Genomic DNA, 17,320 nt, shown 5'->3' with positions numbered 1-17,320 from the left:
GGACGGATTCGAACCATCGAAGGCAGTGCCGGCAGATTTACAGTCTGCTCCCTTTGGCCACTCGGGAACCCCTCCAGAGGATTTTTATACTTAGTAAGATGTTTTCCCAACTCATCTCCCAAGTGCGGAGCGAATCATAGCAAACTCGCTCAGGCTGTAAAGCGTTTTTCTTACGTTTTTACGTTGAATGCTGTCTTTTTGGGCAAAGATGGTAGAAAGTCAGCGTTTTGTTTGTCCTTTGAACAGAAGAGAAGCGCACTTTTTACTTGAATTTACACTACTTGACGTTAAACACCGTATCTACTGATAAACTGTAAGCAGTTTAATGACATAAGTTTATTCGTTTAGAAGTCAATATCATGAGCATGAAAGCCACGTTATCGTTATCTGTTTTAACGCTTTCTATATTACTGAGTTCTCCATCGGTTTGCGCTGCGATGCGAGGAGGCTCAGCGGTTACTGTTGTGACTGAACAAGTAGAAACGCACGAGATCAATCAATCCTTAACTCTTATCGGCAAATTAAAGGCAGCGGAGTCTGTGGTTGTCGCATCGGAAGTCGCCGGCAAAGTGAATCAAATCGCTGTTAAAGCGAATCAAAATGTCCAGCAAGACCAGTTATTAATTAAGTTAGATGACGATAAGGCTCAAGCCGCTTTGATTGAGGCAAAGGCGTATCTAAAAGATGAACAGCGTAAGTTAAAAGAGTTCCAACGTTTGGTTAAGCGGAATGCGATTACTCAAACTGAAATCGATGCACAAAAAGCCAGTGTTGAAATAGCACAAGCGAGGCTTGATGCTGCTCAAGCCAATTTAGCTGATCTCCATATTACTGCCCCATTTTCTGGCACTGTTGGTTTTATCGATTTTAGCCGCGGCAAAATGGTCAGTGCGGGTACTGAACTTTTGACGTTGGATGATCTTTCCGTCATGGAACTGGATTTACAAGTACCGGAGCGCTATTTATCGATGCTTTCTATTGGTATGGAAGTCATCGCTAAAACCAGTGCATGGGGTAGCCAGACCTTTACTGGTAAAGTCACAGGTATTGATACGCGGATCAGCGCCGAAACACTGAATCTTCGCGTGCGTATTGAGTTTGATAACCCAGAAAATCAATTGAAGCCGGGCATGTTGATGAACGCTTCACTAGCATTTCCTGCTATTAAGGCGCCAATCATTCCTGTTCAAGCACTTGAATACTCCGGAACTAAACGTTTTGTATATGTAATTGATGAAAATAACAAAGCTACTCGTCAAGAAGTGTCGCTAGGTGCTCGTGTTGGTAACGAGGTGGTGATCGAATCTGGTGTTGAGATTGGTGACAAGATTGTGGTTCAAGGCATTGTTAACATGCGTGATGGTGTCGAAGTGAAAGAAATTGTCGCGCCACTAAAAGCGAACACCACGGATGTGACACGCAATGACAGTGAATCGGATGAGGAAGAAAACTAATGTTACTGTCCGACGTTTCAGTTAAACGCCCTGTCGTGGCGTTGGTTCTGAGCATGCTGTTGTGTGTGTTTGGCTTTGTGTCATTCACCAAATTAGCCGTTCGTGAAATGCCTGATATAGAAAGCCCAGTCGTTTCTATCAGTACGCGTTATGAGGGTGCATCGGCGACTATTATTGAAAGCCAAATTACCTCCGTTTTGGAAGACCAGCTTTCTGGGATCAGTGGGGTTGATGAAATTAGCTCCACTACTCGTAACAGCATGTCGCGTATCACGATCACGTTTGAGTTAGGTTACGATCTCAACACAGGTGTGAGCGACGTGCGTGATGCCGTAGCTCGTGCTCAGCGCTCGCTACCTGATGAAGCGGATGACCCTATTGTTTATAAGAACAATGGCTCGGGAGAGGCGTCGCTCTACATCAATCTCAGTTCTGCAGAGATGGACCGTACTCAATTAACCGATTATGCCGAACGTGTATTGATGGACCGCTTTAGCCTGATCTCTGGGGTTAGCTCCATTGATCTCTCCGGTGGTTTGTACAAGGTCATGTACGTGAAGCTTAAGCCAGAACTAATGGCTGGACGTTCAGTTACAGCTTCGGACATTACATCAGCTTTACGAAGTGAGAACCTAGAAAGCCCAGGTGGTGAAGTTCGCAACGACTCAACAGTAATGTCCGTGCGTACGGCTCGTACTTATAACACGCCTAAAGATTTTCAATATCTTGTCATTAAACGCGCAAGCGACAATACACCTATCTATTTAAAAGATGTAGCAGATGTCTTCATTGGTGCAGAAAACGAAAACTCAACCTTCAAAAGTGATGGTGTAGTAAACATCAGTCTTGGTGTGGTACCGCAGTCAGACGCAAACCCGTTAGAAGTAGCGAAGCTGGTTAGGTCTGAAGTCGATAACATCCAGAAGTTCTTACCAGAAGGTACACGTCTTGCGATAGATTACGACGCGACAGTGTTTATCGAGCGTTCAATCGAAGAGGTGTACAGCACGCTATTTATCACGGGCGGCTTGGTGATTTTGGTATTGTACATTTTCATCGGCCAAGCTCGTGCAACCTTAATTCCTGCGGTTACTGTACCTGTTTCTCTGATTTCGTCGTTCATTGCCGCGTACTACTTTGGGTTTTCTATCAACTTGATCACCTTGATGGCGTTGATATTATCGATTGGTTTGGTGGTTGATGACGCAATTGTGGTTGTAGAGAATATCTTCCACCATATTGAACGCGGTGAATCGCCATTACTCGCCGCATATAAAGGCACAAGAGAGGTTGGTTTTGCTGTTATAGCAACAACATTAGTGCTGGTGATGGTGTTCTTACCGATCTCCTTTATGGATGGCATGGTAGGTCTACTATTTACAGAGTTTTCTGTATTGCTGGCTATGTCGGTCATATTCTCCTCTTTGATTGCCCTGACGCTGACTCCTGTATTAGGTAGTCAGATTTTGAAAGCGAATGTAAAACCAAATCGATTCAATGAAGCGGTTGATCGCTTGTTTAGCAAGCTTGAGAGTGGCTATCGCGCATTATTGAAAGGCGCATTAAAAGTACGTTGGGCTGCTCCGCTGGTGATTCTAGCTTGTTTGGGCGGTAGCTATTTCTTGATGAATCAGGTACCGGCCCAGCTGACCCCACAAGAAGATCGCGGTGTGATATTCGCGTTTGTGCGCGGTGCAGATGCTACGTCATACAATCGTATGTCAGCCAATATGGATATTGTCGAAGACCGATTGATGCCATTACTAGGGCAAGGTTATCTGAAGTCATTCAGCATCCAAACGCCAGCGTTTGGTGGCCAGGCAGGAGACCAGACAGGCTTTGTGATCATGATTCTAGAAGATTGGAACGAACGTGATATCACGGCTCAGCAAGCCCTTAACAAAGTACGGAAAGAATTGGCAGGTATCCCAGATGTTCGAGTGTTCCCATTTATGCCAGGTTTCCAAGGTGGTTCGAGTGAGCCAGTTCAGTTCGTATTAGGCGGCTCTGATTACGATGAGCTCGTTGTTTGGGCTGAAATGCTAAAGAACAAAGCAGAAGAATCACCAATGATGGAAGGAGCAGAGATAGATTACTCGGAAAAAACGCCTGAGTTATTGGTTACAGTTGACCGACAGCGTGCCGCAGAGCTAGGAGTCAGTGTTAAAGACATTTCTGACACCCTAGAAATCATGCTCGGTGGTAAAAGCGAAACGACTTATGTTGAGCGTGGCGAAGAGTACGATGTGTATCTTCGCGGTGATGAAAATAGCTTTAATAATGCTGCAGATTTAAGTCAGATTTATCTGCGCACGAATAGCGGTCAGCTAGTGACGTTAGATGCGGTCACAAAAATTGAAGAAGTGGCGGCCTCTATTCGTCTTTCTCACTACAACAAACAGAAGTCCATCACTATTACTGCCAACCTGTCGGAAGGTTTTACATTAGGAGATGCGCTGAATTACCTAGACCAGGAAGCCATCGACAACTTACCGGGTGACATTTCGGTGAGTTATTCGGGGGAGTCGAAAGACTTTAAAGAGAACCAAGCGAGTGTTGCTGTTGTGTTTGCATTGGCACTGCTAGTGGCGTATCTCGTGTTGGCGGCTCAGTTTGAAAGCTTCGTAAACCCGTTAGTGGTCATGTTTACGGTGCCGATGGGTGTATTTGGTGGCTTTCTTGGTTTGGTTATTATGGGCCAAGGTATGAACATTTATAGTCAGATCGGCATGATCATGTTGATTGGTATGGTGACGAAAAACGGTATTTTGATCGTAGAATTTGCCAATCAGCTACGTGATCGTGGCGTTGAGTTTGAAAAAGCGATCATTGATGCAGCTGCGCGACGTCTACGTCCAATCTTGATGACTGCGTTTACCACACTTGCTGGCGCAATTCCGTTGATAGTATCTACAGGGGCGGGTTATGAGAGCCGTATTGCCGTGGGTACGGTAATCTTTTTCGGGATGGGGTTTGCGACATTGGTGACCTTGTTTGTTATCCCGGCAATGTACCGATTGATTTCGGCGAAAACACAAGCACCAGGTCATGTAGAAGCAGAGTTAAACAAAGCAATTAGCCATGATACGAAGGGCCGTATAGCGCACCCTTAAATCAAACGTTAAAACATAAAAGCCGAGGTAATAACCTCGGCTTCTCTTTATCGGTTTAAAGTTAGCTCGGAAGCGTTCGATTAGAAGCGTTTCCCTAGGCTGATTTGTACACCTTCGTAGCTGTCGTAAAAATCTTCAAAACCCATATCCGCGACATTATAAATGTACTCTGCGCGTAACCAGATATCTTTGCTCATATCCCAATGGACACCAGCACCGATGTTGAATAGCGCGCCTGAATCATCTGTGACTTTTTGTTCGTTTGGAACATACATTTCAGCTTGAGTGCCAAGCGCAGTTACGCGACCAAACAGTGACAGCGGCGTATCGCCTAAGTTATCACTTGTTACAACAGCAGACATACCTGCTTGGTAATAGTGAAGATCTAAGTCAGTTTTTAGAGCATCGTTCTTAAGTTCATTTTGTGAATAGCGCAGAACCCCTTCAAACGCGAGGTATTGGTTTATATGGTAACCCCAGCCAACTGTGATATGTGGTGTTGACCACTCATTGTCTCTATCCGAGCCGAAATACGGTGTATCAAAACCAACGTTACCAGTACCCAGATAAAAATAAGATTGATGAGCTTGTTCTTGAGCAGCTAAAGTTGGCACGCTAATGGTCAAGGCAGACAATAATAGAATGGCGTTTTTCATAACTAGACGATAACCTTGGTAAAAGACCGTTGTAATGATTTGTTTAAATGTTAATTTAATCAATAGGATGGATGGTAATTATCATATCAGCTTTTATCAAAGGTAGTGATTTTAGAATGGGAATTGTTGCGCTAAAGCATACTTCTTACTCATGACTACCGACTAACTAGATATGGTGACGAAAGCTAGCTAAATAAGAGAGAAGGAAAGGAAAGTGGCTGAATTCAAATACAAAAACTTGACTCAAGAAGAACAAGATAAGTTAGACGCGGCGACATTTCGCCGTTTATTGGCGCATTTAGATGCTAACAAAGACGTACAAAACATCGACCTGATGATCCTTGCGGGCTTCTGTCGCAACTGCTTTAGCAAATGGTATAAATCTGAGGCTGAAAATCTCGGTTTGGATTTAGATATTGATGACGCTCGCGAACGTGTTTACGGCATGACTTACGATGAATGGAAACAAAATCATCAACCAGCGGCAACGCCAGAACAATTGGCTGCGTTTGAAGCGCGCCAGAAAAAGTAAAACCCAGCGATAAAAACAGCCCACATGAAGTTGGGCTGTTTTTTAAAGTCCAGTTTGCACGTTAAGCGTTAGTTGAGCCGCAACAAGCTGGCTCAACGCAACCTTTTGCTTGAATGACTTCGAGTTGAGCTAAGTAAGGTTGAATATCGCCGATGTTCTCTTTTACCCATGTTAAGTCATAATACGTATCTAGGTAACGCTCTCCAGAATCACATAGAAGCGTCACGATAGAACCCTTCTCACCGCGTTGTTTCATCTCACAAGCCAATTGCAGCACACCGTAAAGATTGGTGCCTGTTGATGCGCCGACTTTACGCCCAATCAGCTGAGATACCCAATGGGCGGTTGCCACACTGGCTGCGTCTGGAATTTTGCGCATTTCATCAATGACACCAGCAATAAAACTTGGTTCGACACGTGGTCGCCCGATACCTTCAATTTTGCTGCCAGTATCGCCTTTCAATGAGTGATTTCCTGACTGGAAAGCATCGTAAAACACTGAGTTTTCAGGGTCTACCACGCAAAGCTTAGTGTCGTATTTTTGGTAACGAATAAAACGGCCAATGGTTGCTGATGTGCCGCCTGTTCCAGGACTCATCACTACCCAGCTAGGAATCGGGTGATCTTCTAACTCCATTTGGCTAAAGATAGAGTTCGCGATGTTGTTGTTACCGCGCCAGTCAGTAGCGCGTTCAGCATAAGTAAACTGGTCCATGTAGTGACCATTTAGTTCTTGAGCCAAGCGTCGAGACTCGTCATAAATCTGATCTGATCGTTCAACAAGGTGCGCTTTACCACCGTAAAATTCAATTTGTTCGATCTTTTTACGTGCAGTGGTTTTCGGCATGACGGCAATGAACGGTAAGCCAAGTAAACGCGCAAAATACGCTTCCGAAACGGCAGTGCTGCCTGAGGACGCCTCGATTACAGTGGTTTCAGGTCCAATCCATCCATTACAAATAGCATAAAGAAACAATGAGCGCGCCAATCGATGCTTAAGAGAGCCTGTTGGATGCGTGCTCTCATCTTTTAGGTAGATATCGATACCATCAAGAGAAGGCAGTTCAAGTTTAAATAAATGAGTATCAGCAGAACGTTGAAAGTCTGCTTCAATTTTACGCACTGCATTGTTGATCCAGTTGTGGTCAGTACACATGGCGTCTCTCCTTGGAAATCGATAGATAAGCATTAGATGGGAATAATTTACCTATAATACGAGAGAAAAACTTTGCTATAGTTGCCGGTAATGACTATTTTGATAGAAAAGTTTTCTACACTTCGTGGGTTTTATAGGATGAGTTTGGATCGGGTCGATAAACAGCTGCTTGCGTTGTTACAAACCGACAGCACCTTGTCATTAAATGACGTGGCTGAGCGAGTCAATCTTACTACAACACCATGCTGGAAGCGCTTGAAAAGGTTGGAAGAAGAGGGCTACATCGAAAAACGCGTGGCGTTGTTAAGTGCAGAAAAGCTCGAGCTATCTTTCATTGCATTTGTTCAGTTAAAAACGATTGATCATTCCGAAGGTTGGTATCACCATTTTGTTACAACTGTGAGTGACTTTCCTGAGGTAATGGAGTTTTATCGTATGGCTGGCGAGTATGACTACATGATGAAAGTACTAGTCAAAGATATGAAGTGTTTTGACGAATTCTATAAGCGGTTAGTTAATAGTGTAAAAGGGCTATCTAATGTGACTTCAACATTTGCTATGGAGTCCATTAAATACACAACAGAGTTACCAATCCTAAAATAACTCGCCCTATAAGAATTCTATCTAATGTTAATTCTACCTTTTAGTATTTTAAATGTTAAAAGGTAGTTTGATTATGCTTTTAAAACTATTTCCTACCAGATTTTTATAAATATAAACGATATTTATTCTCTCTTCTATTTTTCATTAACCATTTGTTTTTACAGTCCATTAGTCCTATACATCATAATGAAAGAAAAAATAACGCAATTTTTTCTCTTTCTTTTTCATGTTTTATTTTATTGAATATTAATTTTTACTAAATTAATGGAAGAGTTTGATTTAAACGTTTGCTTTTTGTGTTTTCATGTAATTTGGTCGCTATTTTTGAGTATTTGTTTTTAGGATGAATACAGTAGCAATTACTTAAGTAATAAAGTACTCAAAAATGGGGATAGTGATTAATAAAACATCGTATTATTATCGCCCCATCTTGTATGTAACAAAGTATTACTAAAAATGAACAGAAATTACTATTTGCTTTTTCTCGCAGCTTTACTCGCTGGCTGTGGCGGTGGGGGAGACTCTAAGCCGAACAATACGAAGACACCAACTACGGTAACAAAGCAGAACCGTCCGCAATTAAAAGTGGAAGACACGGTGTTGAAGTTTGAAGGAGTGGGAACGGTTACTGAAGCAAAACTGAGCAATGTACACGGGTCGGTATCTTACCAAGTCATTGACTCTAATCCGCCAAATGTCGTGAAAATTAATGACTCAGGAATACTACAAATTCTGCGCCCAGGAACGGCGACTATTCTTGCTACAGATAGTAGCTCTGCTTATGAATCTTCTGAAGCAAGATTTTCTGTCACTGTAGAGCGAGGCATCAATACTGAACTTTCAGTGAGTGATCTGAATTTCAATGCGATTGAGTCAGAAGGAAAAGCGTTGATCGTTCGTGGCCAAAAAGGCGAACTGAGTTATGAGGTAGAAAGTGGTCATAACTTGATTCGTGTTGATGAGAACGGTTCGGTATATTCATTAGGTTCAGTTGGTCAGGCATCGGTGCTGATTACCGATTCAGGTAACGACTTTTACTTGCCGAAACAAGTTCGCGCTACGGTTAAACTGCATGCAGTAGCTCCGGGGCAATTACAGTTCGCTTTGCTTGAAGACGAGTATCGAGAAGGGTTGACGTTAGAACCAGTGTGTCTAGATAAAGCTCAAACGCAACGTATTTCTTACAAAATTATAAATAGCGTACCAGACAGCAAGGTGGCCGAGTTGCTAGATCCTGAAACGGGTTTGCTTCTTGTTCATAATGTTGGTCGATTAACGGTTGAAGCGACTGCAACTTACAGCGACGCGTTTCTGGATAAACAGCAAACAGCGCAATTTTTTGTGGATATAAAACAAGGCAAGCGTCAAGAAATCAGCGCAGCGGATATCGTCACAACTTATGAGGAAGGTGGACGAATTTTCCCTAAGGTGACGAACGCCTGCGGTGACTATGAGCTGAGAATCATTCGTGGTGAAGACGTTGTTGCTAAAACTGAAAATGGTGAAGCATTACTGATCAAAGGTGTTGGTGCTGCTGAAGTGGAAATTTACGAGCATGATATGCGTAATTATCCTGCAAGCAAAACTCGCTTTGATCTTGAAGTTAATCGCGCGCCTCATCCCGTTATAAAAGACATTGAAATGCCGCTTACCTATCAACCAAATCTTTCAATCCCTCTGGCGTTTAAAGGGCAAAAAGGTAACGTAAATCTAGTTAGCAGCTTACCTAATGGCTTACGAATGACTGACGGCAAGTTGGAGGTAGTGACTGCGGGTGAGTACGACCTTAAGTTTGAAGACGATGGTGGGGAGTTCTACCAACCTATTCAATTTAATGTCGTCATTAAAGTTGCAAAGGCTGAAGGCCAACCCATGGCAACGCACGATTATGACGTTGTATACAGCAACAAATACAGTTTTGATCTTCACCGTGATTTTGGTTTGAGTGCTGACGAGCAAATTGAGATTGTAGATAACACCGCACCAGATGTTGTCGGTGGTTTTAGTGAAGGACGTCTCCATGTGTATAAAGCGGGTAAAGCGACGCTAACTGTGCGCAGAAAAGAGAGCGCGAATTATACTGTTGGTCCTGATCAAAAAGTCTATGTGACAATTTTGAGTGCGCCGAGCCGAATTGAAGTTCAATCCGATGTGGAAGAGATTTGGAAGGTTGGCCAAACATTTGTTGCGCCGAAAATCTCTGGTACGGTTGGAGAAGTTACGTACCGATTTGCAGACAACGCTGCAACAGATGTGGTTTCCTTAAACAGCCAAACGGGTGCCATGCAAATTCTTAACGCGGGTAGCACAAAAATAATTGTTTCGGATGCGGGGGACGACAAAGTGGATCCGGGTGAAAGTAGTTTCTCGGTCACGATTAAACAAGGCACAAACCCTGTATCGGTTACTTACCCAACGGTAGAATTCTCCGCTGGTAGTGTTATCTCACCAGTGATGAGTGGTGGGATTGCGAAGGCAAGTTACCGTCTTATTAACCAAAAAGACCCTGTGGTCGAGCTAGTTTCTCCTGATATAGGGCGTTTGAAAATCCTGCATGCAGGCACGTACCAATTAGAGGTTACCCTTGATGGGCGCAACTACAAAGCTAAAACAATCGTCGTAAATGGCACTATTAACAAAGCGAATCACCCTGGTTTAAGTGCTTCTACAATGAAGGTGGAATTTGAACCATTTAAAAAGGTTAAGCTAGACTTTGGTACACCAATAGGAAACCGCAGCTATCAAATATCCAGCTCAACAATTAAAGGAGTCGCTTCATTAGATGTTGATAAGGAAGAGCTGACGTTACTTGACCTCCCACCAGTAAAAAGACGTTGGATTTCTCTCGACGTTTCGGAAGGAGAATCTCGAGATTACAAAGCGTTGGAAAGTAAGAAAGTCCAGCTGTATCTAAGCTTTGCAGATGAAGGTGTTGCGGATCAATATACATTGCTTGAAACTGAACAAACAGTATTGTTTAGCACGCTAAATGCACGTGAGTTTTCTAACTTAGAAGAAAGTGAGTTTGGTTTGATGAACGTTCGTTCAGTGCGTGAGCCAACGGACGAAGAATTGAAATTATACGGCAAAGGTAAGATTGCACTACTTGCATTCAAGCCGGTGGGTAACGATGACCAAACTCTAATAAAAGGAGCGTGGGTACACTTAGCTCGATTTGATGGATGTACATCAGAGCTGTTCGAAGATGATCTCAAGCCTTTTGAAGCAATTGACTATGATGACCCAGGGTACTGCACCAGCGGCAGCACGATTCGTATGACTCGGTTCTTAATAATTGATGACTCGAAGATGGAAAAGGTAGAGTATGAGTTAGTAGCACCTGTGATTACTTACCGTCGTGGGGTTCGTGAATTTTTAGCAACGAATAAAGGTGGATTCTATGCCGACCCAAATGTCATTTACGGGAAAGGCGAATATGGTTACCCGAAATCACTTTACGAATGGTCGGTTGTTAACATGAAGTATCAACCAAATTAATCATCGTTTGATACCCATTAAAAAAGGAGTGCGGAACAGCACTCCTTTTTTCGTCTGGCGAACACGAGCTATTTCGTGTAGCGCATCACCCCTTCTTGCACGGCGGTCGCCACTAAGTGACCTTGCTGGTTGTATATTTCGCCACGGACCAACCCACGAGTATTGCTCGCCGTTGGGCTCTCTATCGCATATAGAAGCCATTCATCCATCTTAAACGGACGATGGAACCAGATAGAGTGGTCAATGGTGGCCACTTGAAAGTTAGGCGTCATTAATGAGACTTCATGTGGATGCATTGCTGTCACAAGGAATCCCCAATCGGATGCGTAGGCCAGAAGGTACTGGTGAATTAGCTGATTCTCTGGCATTTCACCATTAGCACGAATCCAAAGGTACTGTTTGGGTTCTGCTTTTTTGGGCTTCAAAGGGTTGATAACCGTAACGGGGCGAGTTTCGATTGGCTTTTCCCCGCAAAATGTTTTGCGTAAGCGTTTGGGTAGAAATTCTGCAATATGGCTTGCGAGCTCACTCTCTGAGGCAAAGTTTTCTGGACCAGGGATATCTGGCATTTCTTTTTGATGATCAAACCCAGGTTGATCGCCATGGTAGGATGCGGTTAGGTAAAAAATAGGGCGTCCATTTTGAATTGCTTTTACGCGTCTAGTGCTAAAGCTACGGCCATCTCTCAGATTTTCTACATCATAAATAATAGGTTTTTCTGGATCGCCAGGGTACAAAAAATAGCTATGGAAGGAGTGTACCGTGCGTGTTTCTTCAACGGTGTAGCGCGCAGCAGAAAGCGCTTGCCCAATTACTTGACCGCCATAAACTTGAGGCAAACCTAGGTTTTCACTTTGGCCACGAAACAAGCCTTCTTCTAATTTTTCGAGTTGTAGTAGGCTGAGCAATTCTCGTAGTGGTTTACTCATTGTGTCTCCTCACCGTTGTCTTTCATTCCAAGTTACCTCAACAGCCTCACTCTTGTGAAGTGGTATAGTTAAGAACTATTGAGTAACTTAGAAATAGTATTGTTCCAATTATGAAACAAAATCAATTGTTTGATAAATTCTAACTCAGTCAAACTATTGTCAAATAAAGTGATAGGAAGCAGACAGTTTTATATTCCACACCTATAATTGCCTCGGTTTAATGCTCTCTTCGAGGAATATATGAAAAAAACACTACTACTTGTTACTTCCCTACTCTTTGGGGCTGCGTTAGTGGGTTGCCAAACTTCTCAAAATACAGAAATGGAATCTACAGAAGCGTCAATGAAGACGATTACAGGTACAGTGGCTTATCGCGAGCGGATTGCCTTGCCACCAAACGCAGTGGTTACTATTGCGTTAGAAGATGTGTCCTTGGCGGATGCGCCAGCAAAAGTGTTGGCGAAACAGACATTCGAAACAGAAGGTAAGCAAGTTCCTCTTTCTTTTGAGTTGAGTTACGACAGCAATGAAATCAAACCAAACCATCGTTACAGCGTTCGTGCTCGCATTGAGGTAGATGGAAAGCTGCGTTTTATCAGCGACACACATAACGGTGTTATTACAGATGAAGCACAAACTCACCAATTAGATATTCGTCTAGTTGGAACACGTTAATACGACGTACTGAGAACAAAAAATGGCAGCTTAAGGCTGCCATTTGTATTTTTTAAGTGAAGTTTTGCCAACTTCCGATACTTCAATCCCTTCTGCTTCTAATTTCTTTTTTTGTCGCTCTAAGTCTCTGCCTTTTAAAGATATTTTTCCTTGGCTATTTACCACTCTAAACCAGGGGAGTTTGCTGCCTTCTGGTAGGTTACCCAGTGCTTTACCAACATGTCTCGCATAGCCCGGATAACCGGCCATTTTTGCAATTTCCCCATAGGTGGAGACTTTTCCTTTTGGAATTTGGTGAATTACAGCAAAGATTTGCGCTAAAAATTGGTCCATACTCAAAAGTGTCTATTTTGGATTACTAAGGAATGGTAAACCATTGGACTTGTATATTGCTAACGGTTCTTAACCCTTGTGTTGCCAGCGACTCACTTTGAAGAATTACATTTTCTGTTCTTTAGTGTCGTTGGTTGATGAGCCTTAAACAGCATGAAGCAAACGCAAGCTAAGCTTGAATCTAGACCCTCTCAACGACTTTCAATCCCAGTTTTTGCCGTTGAGTTACCAAGTAGGTGGGGAAGCCAGGAGGCGCTATGATTTTATCGACACTTCAATTTTTCGTTACGACCTTACTCGCTGTTGTCTGCGTTCGGGCGATGAGTTTGAGCGAGGGTGACATTCCCGTTCTTGCACTTATGATCCCCGCGCTGTGGGTTCTGCCACAAGGTGGGTTCGCTGGCTTAGTATTGCTGGGCGCGATGATGGCTTTTGGTGCGACACTCTCAATGCAGCCAATTGCTTTGTCGGTTGGTGTTTTGATCCTTTTCCCACTTTTAATGGTGGTGTTTTCTCGTAGAAGCTCTTTAGGCGTGTTGCTCACCGCTGGTCTTATTGTACTTACACTGCAAGTTGGTCTTATGGTCACACAGCAAGGCGGTAAGCTGGATGGGTCTGCTTGGGTTACAGTGGTTCAAACCATTGCGGTTATGGCGATGTGGTGGTCGGCTGCGCATTGGACGCCATCCAATAAACACAGCTGGTGGCCGTTGTTTTTGTTGCTCCCATTGTGGATTGCAGGCCTACCATACGCCGTTCTTATGGCGTTAAGTTTGACGGGAATGTTAGCGTCAATGGAAGCACTTGCGAAGCTTCAACATACCATTCGCTGGAGCAAATTATTATGTTGGACATTGCCGACTGTGGGTTTTGCCGCTTTAGTCGTCAGCCCGACCACGGATGTGCCAAACCCTGTTTTCGTGGTTTGGATCTGTTTGTTAGGGACGGCTTGGATGACTGACTATATTTTACGTAGTAGCGATGAACAGGCTGAATTATGAGTTTTTAGTCAGGTAAAAAGTGACATGTGCGGCAGAGTATCGAATTGGTTGTGGAACAAAATGGAGATTAGTATATGTTCTTCATTTCATATTTACTACACTTCCAATAATAATAACCACAATATAAGTGGTTGATTTAAGATAAGTTTGTCATGACAACTTTTGCTCGAACACTGTTGCTTTTTGCATGTTGCCTCTTGAGTTTGAATGTAAAAGCCGAAGCCCCTTTAATTGCTCATTATAAAGTCGCGACTGAAGCGGATGATGTCGTCACTCGTGTTCTTTTCAATGCTGCTTCAAAGGAGTTTGGCTTTACCGTTCAATACGTGAACTACTCCAGCTTTGATGCCATTCTAAATTCAGTAGCGAATGGGGAAGCGGACTTTGCTGCGAATATCACTTACACACAAGAACGTGCTCAACGTTTTAGTTATTCCCGCCCAACAAATATCGAATATACCTACCTCTTTGGTTTAAAAGATTCGACGTTGAGTGACATTTCGCGTGTTGGCGTCCCCAAAGATACAGTTTATGCCCAATTACTTAAACAACACTACCCTGAGCTAGAACAGATCTCTTATCAAGGTCACGAACAAGCAGTAACACTGCTACGTTCAGGTGCTGTGGATGGCGTTGTCGATGCCATTAACCAGCTCAAGCCGATGCTGATGGAGGGGTTTGACGCCAAGATGCTCAATGATCAGATTTCGATAAAGCCCGTATCCATCATCAGTAAAAAAGATCATCATCTTGAAGAGTTGGACACGTTCGCTACGTTTATTCACGGGGAAGCGGTGCAAAAGCAGCTTCGCGAAGAAATTTCCCAGTATCAATTTGAATTAAGGCGAGCAGCGTTGCGTGATTCTATTCGTTTATTACCCCTTGATTTTAATGAACCAATACGGATTAAGCTCGAATCTATCTTTCCATATGTTGTATACAACGCAGATGGTAGTGTCGAAGGGATGACGGCTGATGTAGTCCTGAGAAGCTGTGAGATCTTGGCTTTAAACTGCTTGATCATTAGTGAGCCTGGTGAAAGCTGGGGTTCTATGTACCATGAGTTTATCCAAGGTAATTTCGAAATTTTGGCGCCGTTAACGGTCAGCCGTGAGCGGCGCGCATTTAGCTACTTTCCAAAGCCCCATTACGCGCCAGCATCGGTGATGGTCAAGCGTTTAGGTTACAAGCCGAGCACATACTCTCATGTTTCACAGTTGATATCTGAGCGGATTGGCGTGGTTAAGGATGACTTTTTCGATCAAATGATGACGCAACTGTTACCGCTAAAAGAACTCAAACGTTATCGTACTCAACAAGAGCTCATTCAGGGGCTATTAAATGAAGAAGTCGATTACATTCCGATGGATACGGCGATGCTCAATCATTTTTTACGTCTCAGTGAACTGGTTCCGATAGAGCAGGATACCGCTATTGGCGAGTTTTATGAGTCACAACTCTCTGTTGGATTGGTCGCGAATGAAAAAGGAGCCATGCTTGCGCCTTTCTTCAGTCGAGCGATAGCGATGTTAGAAGTTGATAAGATCATTGCTCAGTACGATGTACGCCCAGATTGGCGTACCGCACTTGAATATGAGATTCGATTAGCGACGCAAACACAAGCTGTGTTTATCTTTGTATTATTGTTTGCTATTTGTGTTTCGCTTTATCTTTACCGTCAATCGAACACTGACAACTTAACAGGGTTAAGGAATCGTCGTGCGTTGCAAGTAAAGTATCGAAAAGGAGTAAACAAAGATCTATCCATACTTTACTTAGACATTAATCATTTCAAACGAATCAATGACACTTATGGGCATCGCGCTGGGGACGAAGTTTTACAACTACTGGCACTAAAAATTCATTATGTCTGGTCGGGAAGATGTTATCGAATTGGAGGGGATGAGTTCATATTGCTGGGTTATCCAACGCAAGCCGAGTTAACTAGAGCAATGAGAGAGCTCAGTAGAATCGACGTGAAAGGCAAATTATGTAGTGATTTGGAGTCTATAAGTATCTCTATTGGTTTCTCTGCAAAAAGGGAACGGCACATGAGCTTAGAGCAAGCGATGCATTTGGCTGATGAAGACATGTACATGAGTAAGCAGTCCTCACGGCACGACTCCTCTTATCGTGACTGTACGGTTTCATCATAAAGGAATGAATTGATCGAGTTTTGTCCAAACGGTAATGAAATGATGAAATTCAAGGTTTTTGCTCTTGCATTATGAGAGCTGATACTGAATAATCGCCCCATCGATTGAGGCAAGACCTCTCGAAAAGAATTATGGGGCTCTGGTCCTCTCGCAACAATAGCTCGTGAACTCGGTCAGGTCCGGAAGGAAGCAGCCGCAGCGTGTGACTTGTGTGCCGGGATGTGGCTGGGGTCCCACCCTTTTGAAAGCCCTGCGTTATCGCAGGGCTTTTTTCGTTTTTGAGCCTTCTTTTATTTTGGCTACGCTTGGTGTTCAACGTCTTCTGATGATCAAGCTTCTTGAGGTTATTTAGGTATAATTTATAATCTCATCCGCTTGATACCGAACTGTCGTGAAGATTGTTTAGGGTACGCTCGCCGAATAACCATTTTCACCTGGGATACTTTAATGATTTCAAAAAACCAATTAAAACTGCTTCGTGCTTTAGGTCAAAAGAAACAGCGTAAAGCGCATGGCTTATTCCTAGTTCAGGGTGAAAAGAACGTACTAGAGCTAGCAAGTAGTTCATTGAAGGTGAAGCAGGTTTTTGCAACAGCGGCATTTCTCGAACAAAATGCTGGTACGCTAAATCGTTTTGATTGTGTTGAAGCATCGCTTGATGAATTGACCAAAGCGAGCACGCTTGTGAGCAATAATGCGGCCATTGCTGTGGTTGAAATTCCGAGTGTAAAAGAGCCTCAAGCGAAAGGCTTGATGATTGCGCTAGATGGTGTATCCGACCCTGGTAATCTAGGTACGATTATTCGTGTTGCAGACTGGTATGGCATCAAGCACATTATTGCGAGTACAGATTGTGCTGATCCTTATAATCCTAAAACGATCAGTGCGACCATGGGCAGCTTTGGCCGCGTACAAGTGAGTTTGGTGGATTTGCCAAGTTACTTGGAACACGCCAAATTGCCAGTATATGGCGCGTTTTTGGAAGGAGAGAGCGTTCATAAAACGGATTTCGCTGCTGAAGGTATTTTGTTGATGGGCAGCGAATCTCATGGTGTGCGTGAAGCCGCAGCAAAATTCGTGACAGATAAGATCACGATTCCGGCGTTTGGCGGTGCCGAATCACTGAATGTCGCGATGGCGACTGGCATTATTTTAGACAACATGCGCCGCCAACATAGCTAATGCAACAATTACTTAATAACAAAGCCAGTCTA

The 17,320-nt window shown here is 43.4% G+C and carries 13 protein-coding genes, 1 tRNA gene and 1 other RNA gene; 10 read left to right on the top strand and 5 right to left on the bottom strand.

The annotated features are described in order from the left end of the window. A tRNA-Tyr gene (locus tag R8O10_RS16050) sits at positions 1 to 67 on the bottom strand. Positions 68 to 359: 292 nt separating this feature from the next. Between R8O10_RS16050 and R8O10_RS16045 the strand changes: the two genes are divergently transcribed. Beyond that, the gene (locus R8O10_RS16045; protein WP_017820000.1) at positions 360 to 1,454 is read left to right on the top strand and encodes an efflux RND transporter periplasmic adaptor subunit; all 1,095 of its coding nucleotides are present in this window, start codon (positions 360 to 362) and stop codon (positions 1,452 to 1,454) included. Continuing rightward, positions 1,454 to 4,567, top strand: coding sequence for a multidrug efflux RND transporter permease subunit VmeF (gene vmeF, locus R8O10_RS16040; protein WP_318191554.1), 3,114 nt, complete (start codon positions 1,454 to 1,456; stop codon positions 4,565 to 4,567). Before R8O10_RS16045 ends, vmeF begins: the two co-directional genes overlap by 1 nt. Before the next feature lie 80 nt (positions 4,568 to 4,647). Here vmeF and R8O10_RS16035 read toward each other — a convergent pair whose 3' ends face one another. Further along, on the bottom strand, positions 4,648 to 5,223 hold the full coding sequence (locus tag R8O10_RS16035; RefSeq protein WP_053307492.1) for a porin family protein: 576 nt from the start codon (positions 5,221 to 5,223) through the stop codon (positions 4,648 to 4,650). A gap of 214 nt (positions 5,224 to 5,437) precedes the next feature. Here R8O10_RS16035 and R8O10_RS16030 point away from each other — a divergent pair, with 214 nt between their 5' ends. Next, entirely contained in the window at positions 5,438 to 5,755 is a 318-nt protein-coding gene (locus R8O10_RS16030) for a DUF1244 domain-containing protein (protein WP_005378586.1), read from the top strand. A 61-nt stretch (positions 5,756 to 5,816) separates the two neighbouring features. Here R8O10_RS16030 and R8O10_RS16025 read toward each other — a convergent pair whose 3' ends face one another. After that, complete coding sequence (locus R8O10_RS16025; RefSeq protein WP_005389952.1) at positions 5,817 to 6,911, bottom strand: PLP-dependent cysteine synthase family protein; 1,095 nt, start codon at positions 6,909 to 6,911, stop codon at positions 5,817 to 5,819. Between the two features lie 138 nt (positions 6,912 to 7,049). Between R8O10_RS16025 and R8O10_RS16020 the strand changes: the two genes are divergently transcribed. Together R8O10_RS16020 and R8O10_RS16015 are read left to right on the top strand one after the other, a co-directional pair. Continuing rightward, a complete protein-coding gene (locus R8O10_RS16020) occupies positions 7,050 to 7,514 on the top strand; it encodes an Lrp/AsnC family transcriptional regulator (RefSeq protein ID WP_318191553.1) in 465 nt (154 codons plus the stop codon). 456 nt (positions 7,515 to 7,970) lie between these two features. Then, positions 7,971 to 11,012 carry a cadherin repeat domain-containing protein gene (locus R8O10_RS16015; protein ID WP_318191552.1) on the top strand — a complete coding sequence of 1,014 codons (3,042 nt, stop codon included), beginning with the start codon at positions 7,971 to 7,973 and terminating at the stop codon, positions 11,010 to 11,012. Between the two features lie 68 nt (positions 11,013 to 11,080). Here the strand turns inward: R8O10_RS16015 and tesB are convergent, their stop codons facing one another. Further along, positions 11,081 to 11,941 carry an acyl-CoA thioesterase II gene (gene tesB, locus R8O10_RS16010; protein ID WP_005378575.1) on the bottom strand — a complete coding sequence of 287 codons (861 nt, stop codon included), beginning with the start codon at positions 11,939 to 11,941 and terminating at the stop codon, positions 11,081 to 11,083. Between the two features lie 240 nt (positions 11,942 to 12,181). Between tesB and R8O10_RS16005 the strand changes: the two genes are divergently transcribed. Next, the gene (locus tag R8O10_RS16005; protein ID WP_005378572.1) at positions 12,182 to 12,616 is read left to right on the top strand and encodes a YbaY family lipoprotein; all 435 of its coding nucleotides are present in this window, start codon (positions 12,182 to 12,184) and stop codon (positions 12,614 to 12,616) included. Between the two features lie 30 nt (positions 12,617 to 12,646). Here the strand turns inward: R8O10_RS16005 and R8O10_RS16000 are convergent, their stop codons facing one another. Further along, positions 12,647 to 12,949 (bottom strand): DNA base-flipping protein, encoded by a 303-nt coding sequence (locus R8O10_RS16000; protein WP_005378570.1) that lies wholly within the window; start codon positions 12,947 to 12,949, stop codon positions 12,647 to 12,649. A 257-nt stretch (positions 12,950 to 13,206) separates the two neighbouring features. Here R8O10_RS16000 and R8O10_RS15995 point away from each other — a divergent pair, with 257 nt between their 5' ends. The 4 genes from R8O10_RS15995 to R8O10_RS15980 all read left to right on the top strand — a co-directional run bounded on the left by R8O10_RS15995 (position 13,207) and on the right by R8O10_RS15980 (position 17,288). Further along, the gene (locus R8O10_RS15995; RefSeq protein ID WP_005389942.1) at positions 13,207 to 13,950 is read left to right on the top strand and encodes a hypothetical protein; all 744 of its coding nucleotides are present in this window, start codon (positions 13,207 to 13,209) and stop codon (positions 13,948 to 13,950) included. A gap of 152 nt (positions 13,951 to 14,102) precedes the next feature. Then, positions 14,103 to 16,106, top strand: coding sequence for a GGDEF domain-containing protein (locus R8O10_RS15990; protein ID WP_017634751.1), 2,004 nt, complete (start codon positions 14,103 to 14,105; stop codon positions 16,104 to 16,106). Between the two features lie 137 nt (positions 16,107 to 16,243). After that, an RNA gene (gene ffs / locus R8O10_RS15985) (signal recognition particle sRNA small type) lies at positions 16,244 to 16,340 on the top strand. A gap of 213 nt (positions 16,341 to 16,553) precedes the next feature. After that, the gene (locus tag R8O10_RS15980) at positions 16,554 to 17,288 is read left to right on the top strand and encodes an RNA methyltransferase (protein ID WP_005378485.1); all 735 of its coding nucleotides are present in this window, start codon (positions 16,554 to 16,556) and stop codon (positions 17,286 to 17,288) included. Positions 17,289 to 17,320 lie beyond the last annotated feature (32 nt).

The sequence above is a fragment of the Vibrio sp. 1727 genome, assembly GCF_033344415.1.
Lineage (GTDB): Bacteria > Pseudomonadota > Gammaproteobacteria > Enterobacterales > Vibrionaceae > Vibrio > Vibrio alginolyticus.
The sequence above is the reverse complement of the archived record's forward strand: the minus strand, read 5'-3'. Positions and strand labels throughout refer to the sequence as shown.

Excerpts from the sequence above, each read along its gene's own strand:
- R8O10_RS16045 (WP_017820000.1), top strand. The coding sequence starts at position 360 with ATGAGCATGAAAGCCACGTTATCGTTATCTGTTTTAACGCTTTCTATA.
- vmeF (WP_318191554.1), top strand. The coding sequence starts at position 1,454 with ATGTTACTGTCCGACGTTTCAGTTAAACGCCCTGTCGTGGCGTTGGTT.
- R8O10_RS16035 (WP_053307492.1), bottom strand. The coding sequence starts at position 5,223 with ATGAAAAACGCCATTCTATTATTGTCTGCCTTGACCATTAGCGTGCCA.
- R8O10_RS16025 (WP_005389952.1), bottom strand. The coding sequence starts at position 6,911 with ATGTGTACTGACCACAACTGGATCAACAATGCAGTGCGTAAAATTGAA.
- R8O10_RS16020 (WP_318191553.1), top strand. The coding sequence starts at position 7,050 with ATGAGTTTGGATCGGGTCGATAAACAGCTGCTTGCGTTGTTACAAACC.
- R8O10_RS16015 (WP_318191552.1), top strand. The coding sequence starts at position 7,971 with ATGAACAGAAATTACTATTTGCTTTTTCTCGCAGCTTTACTCGCTGGC.
- tesB (WP_005378575.1), bottom strand. The coding sequence starts at position 11,941 with ATGAGTAAACCACTACGAGAATTGCTCAGCCTACTACAACTCGAAAAA.
- R8O10_RS16005 (WP_005378572.1), top strand. The coding sequence starts at position 12,182 with ATGAAAAAAACACTACTACTTGTTACTTCCCTACTCTTTGGGGCTGCG.
- R8O10_RS16000 (WP_005378570.1), bottom strand. The coding sequence starts at position 12,949 with ATGGACCAATTTTTAGCGCAAATCTTTGCTGTAATTCACCAAATTCCA.
- R8O10_RS15995 (WP_005389942.1), top strand. The coding sequence starts at position 13,207 with ATGATTTTATCGACACTTCAATTTTTCGTTACGACCTTACTCGCTGTT.
- R8O10_RS15990 (WP_017634751.1), top strand. The coding sequence starts at position 14,103 with ATGACAACTTTTGCTCGAACACTGTTGCTTTTTGCATGTTGCCTCTTG.
- R8O10_RS15980 (WP_005378485.1), top strand. The coding sequence starts at position 16,554 with ATGATTTCAAAAAACCAATTAAAACTGCTTCGTGCTTTAGGTCAAAAG.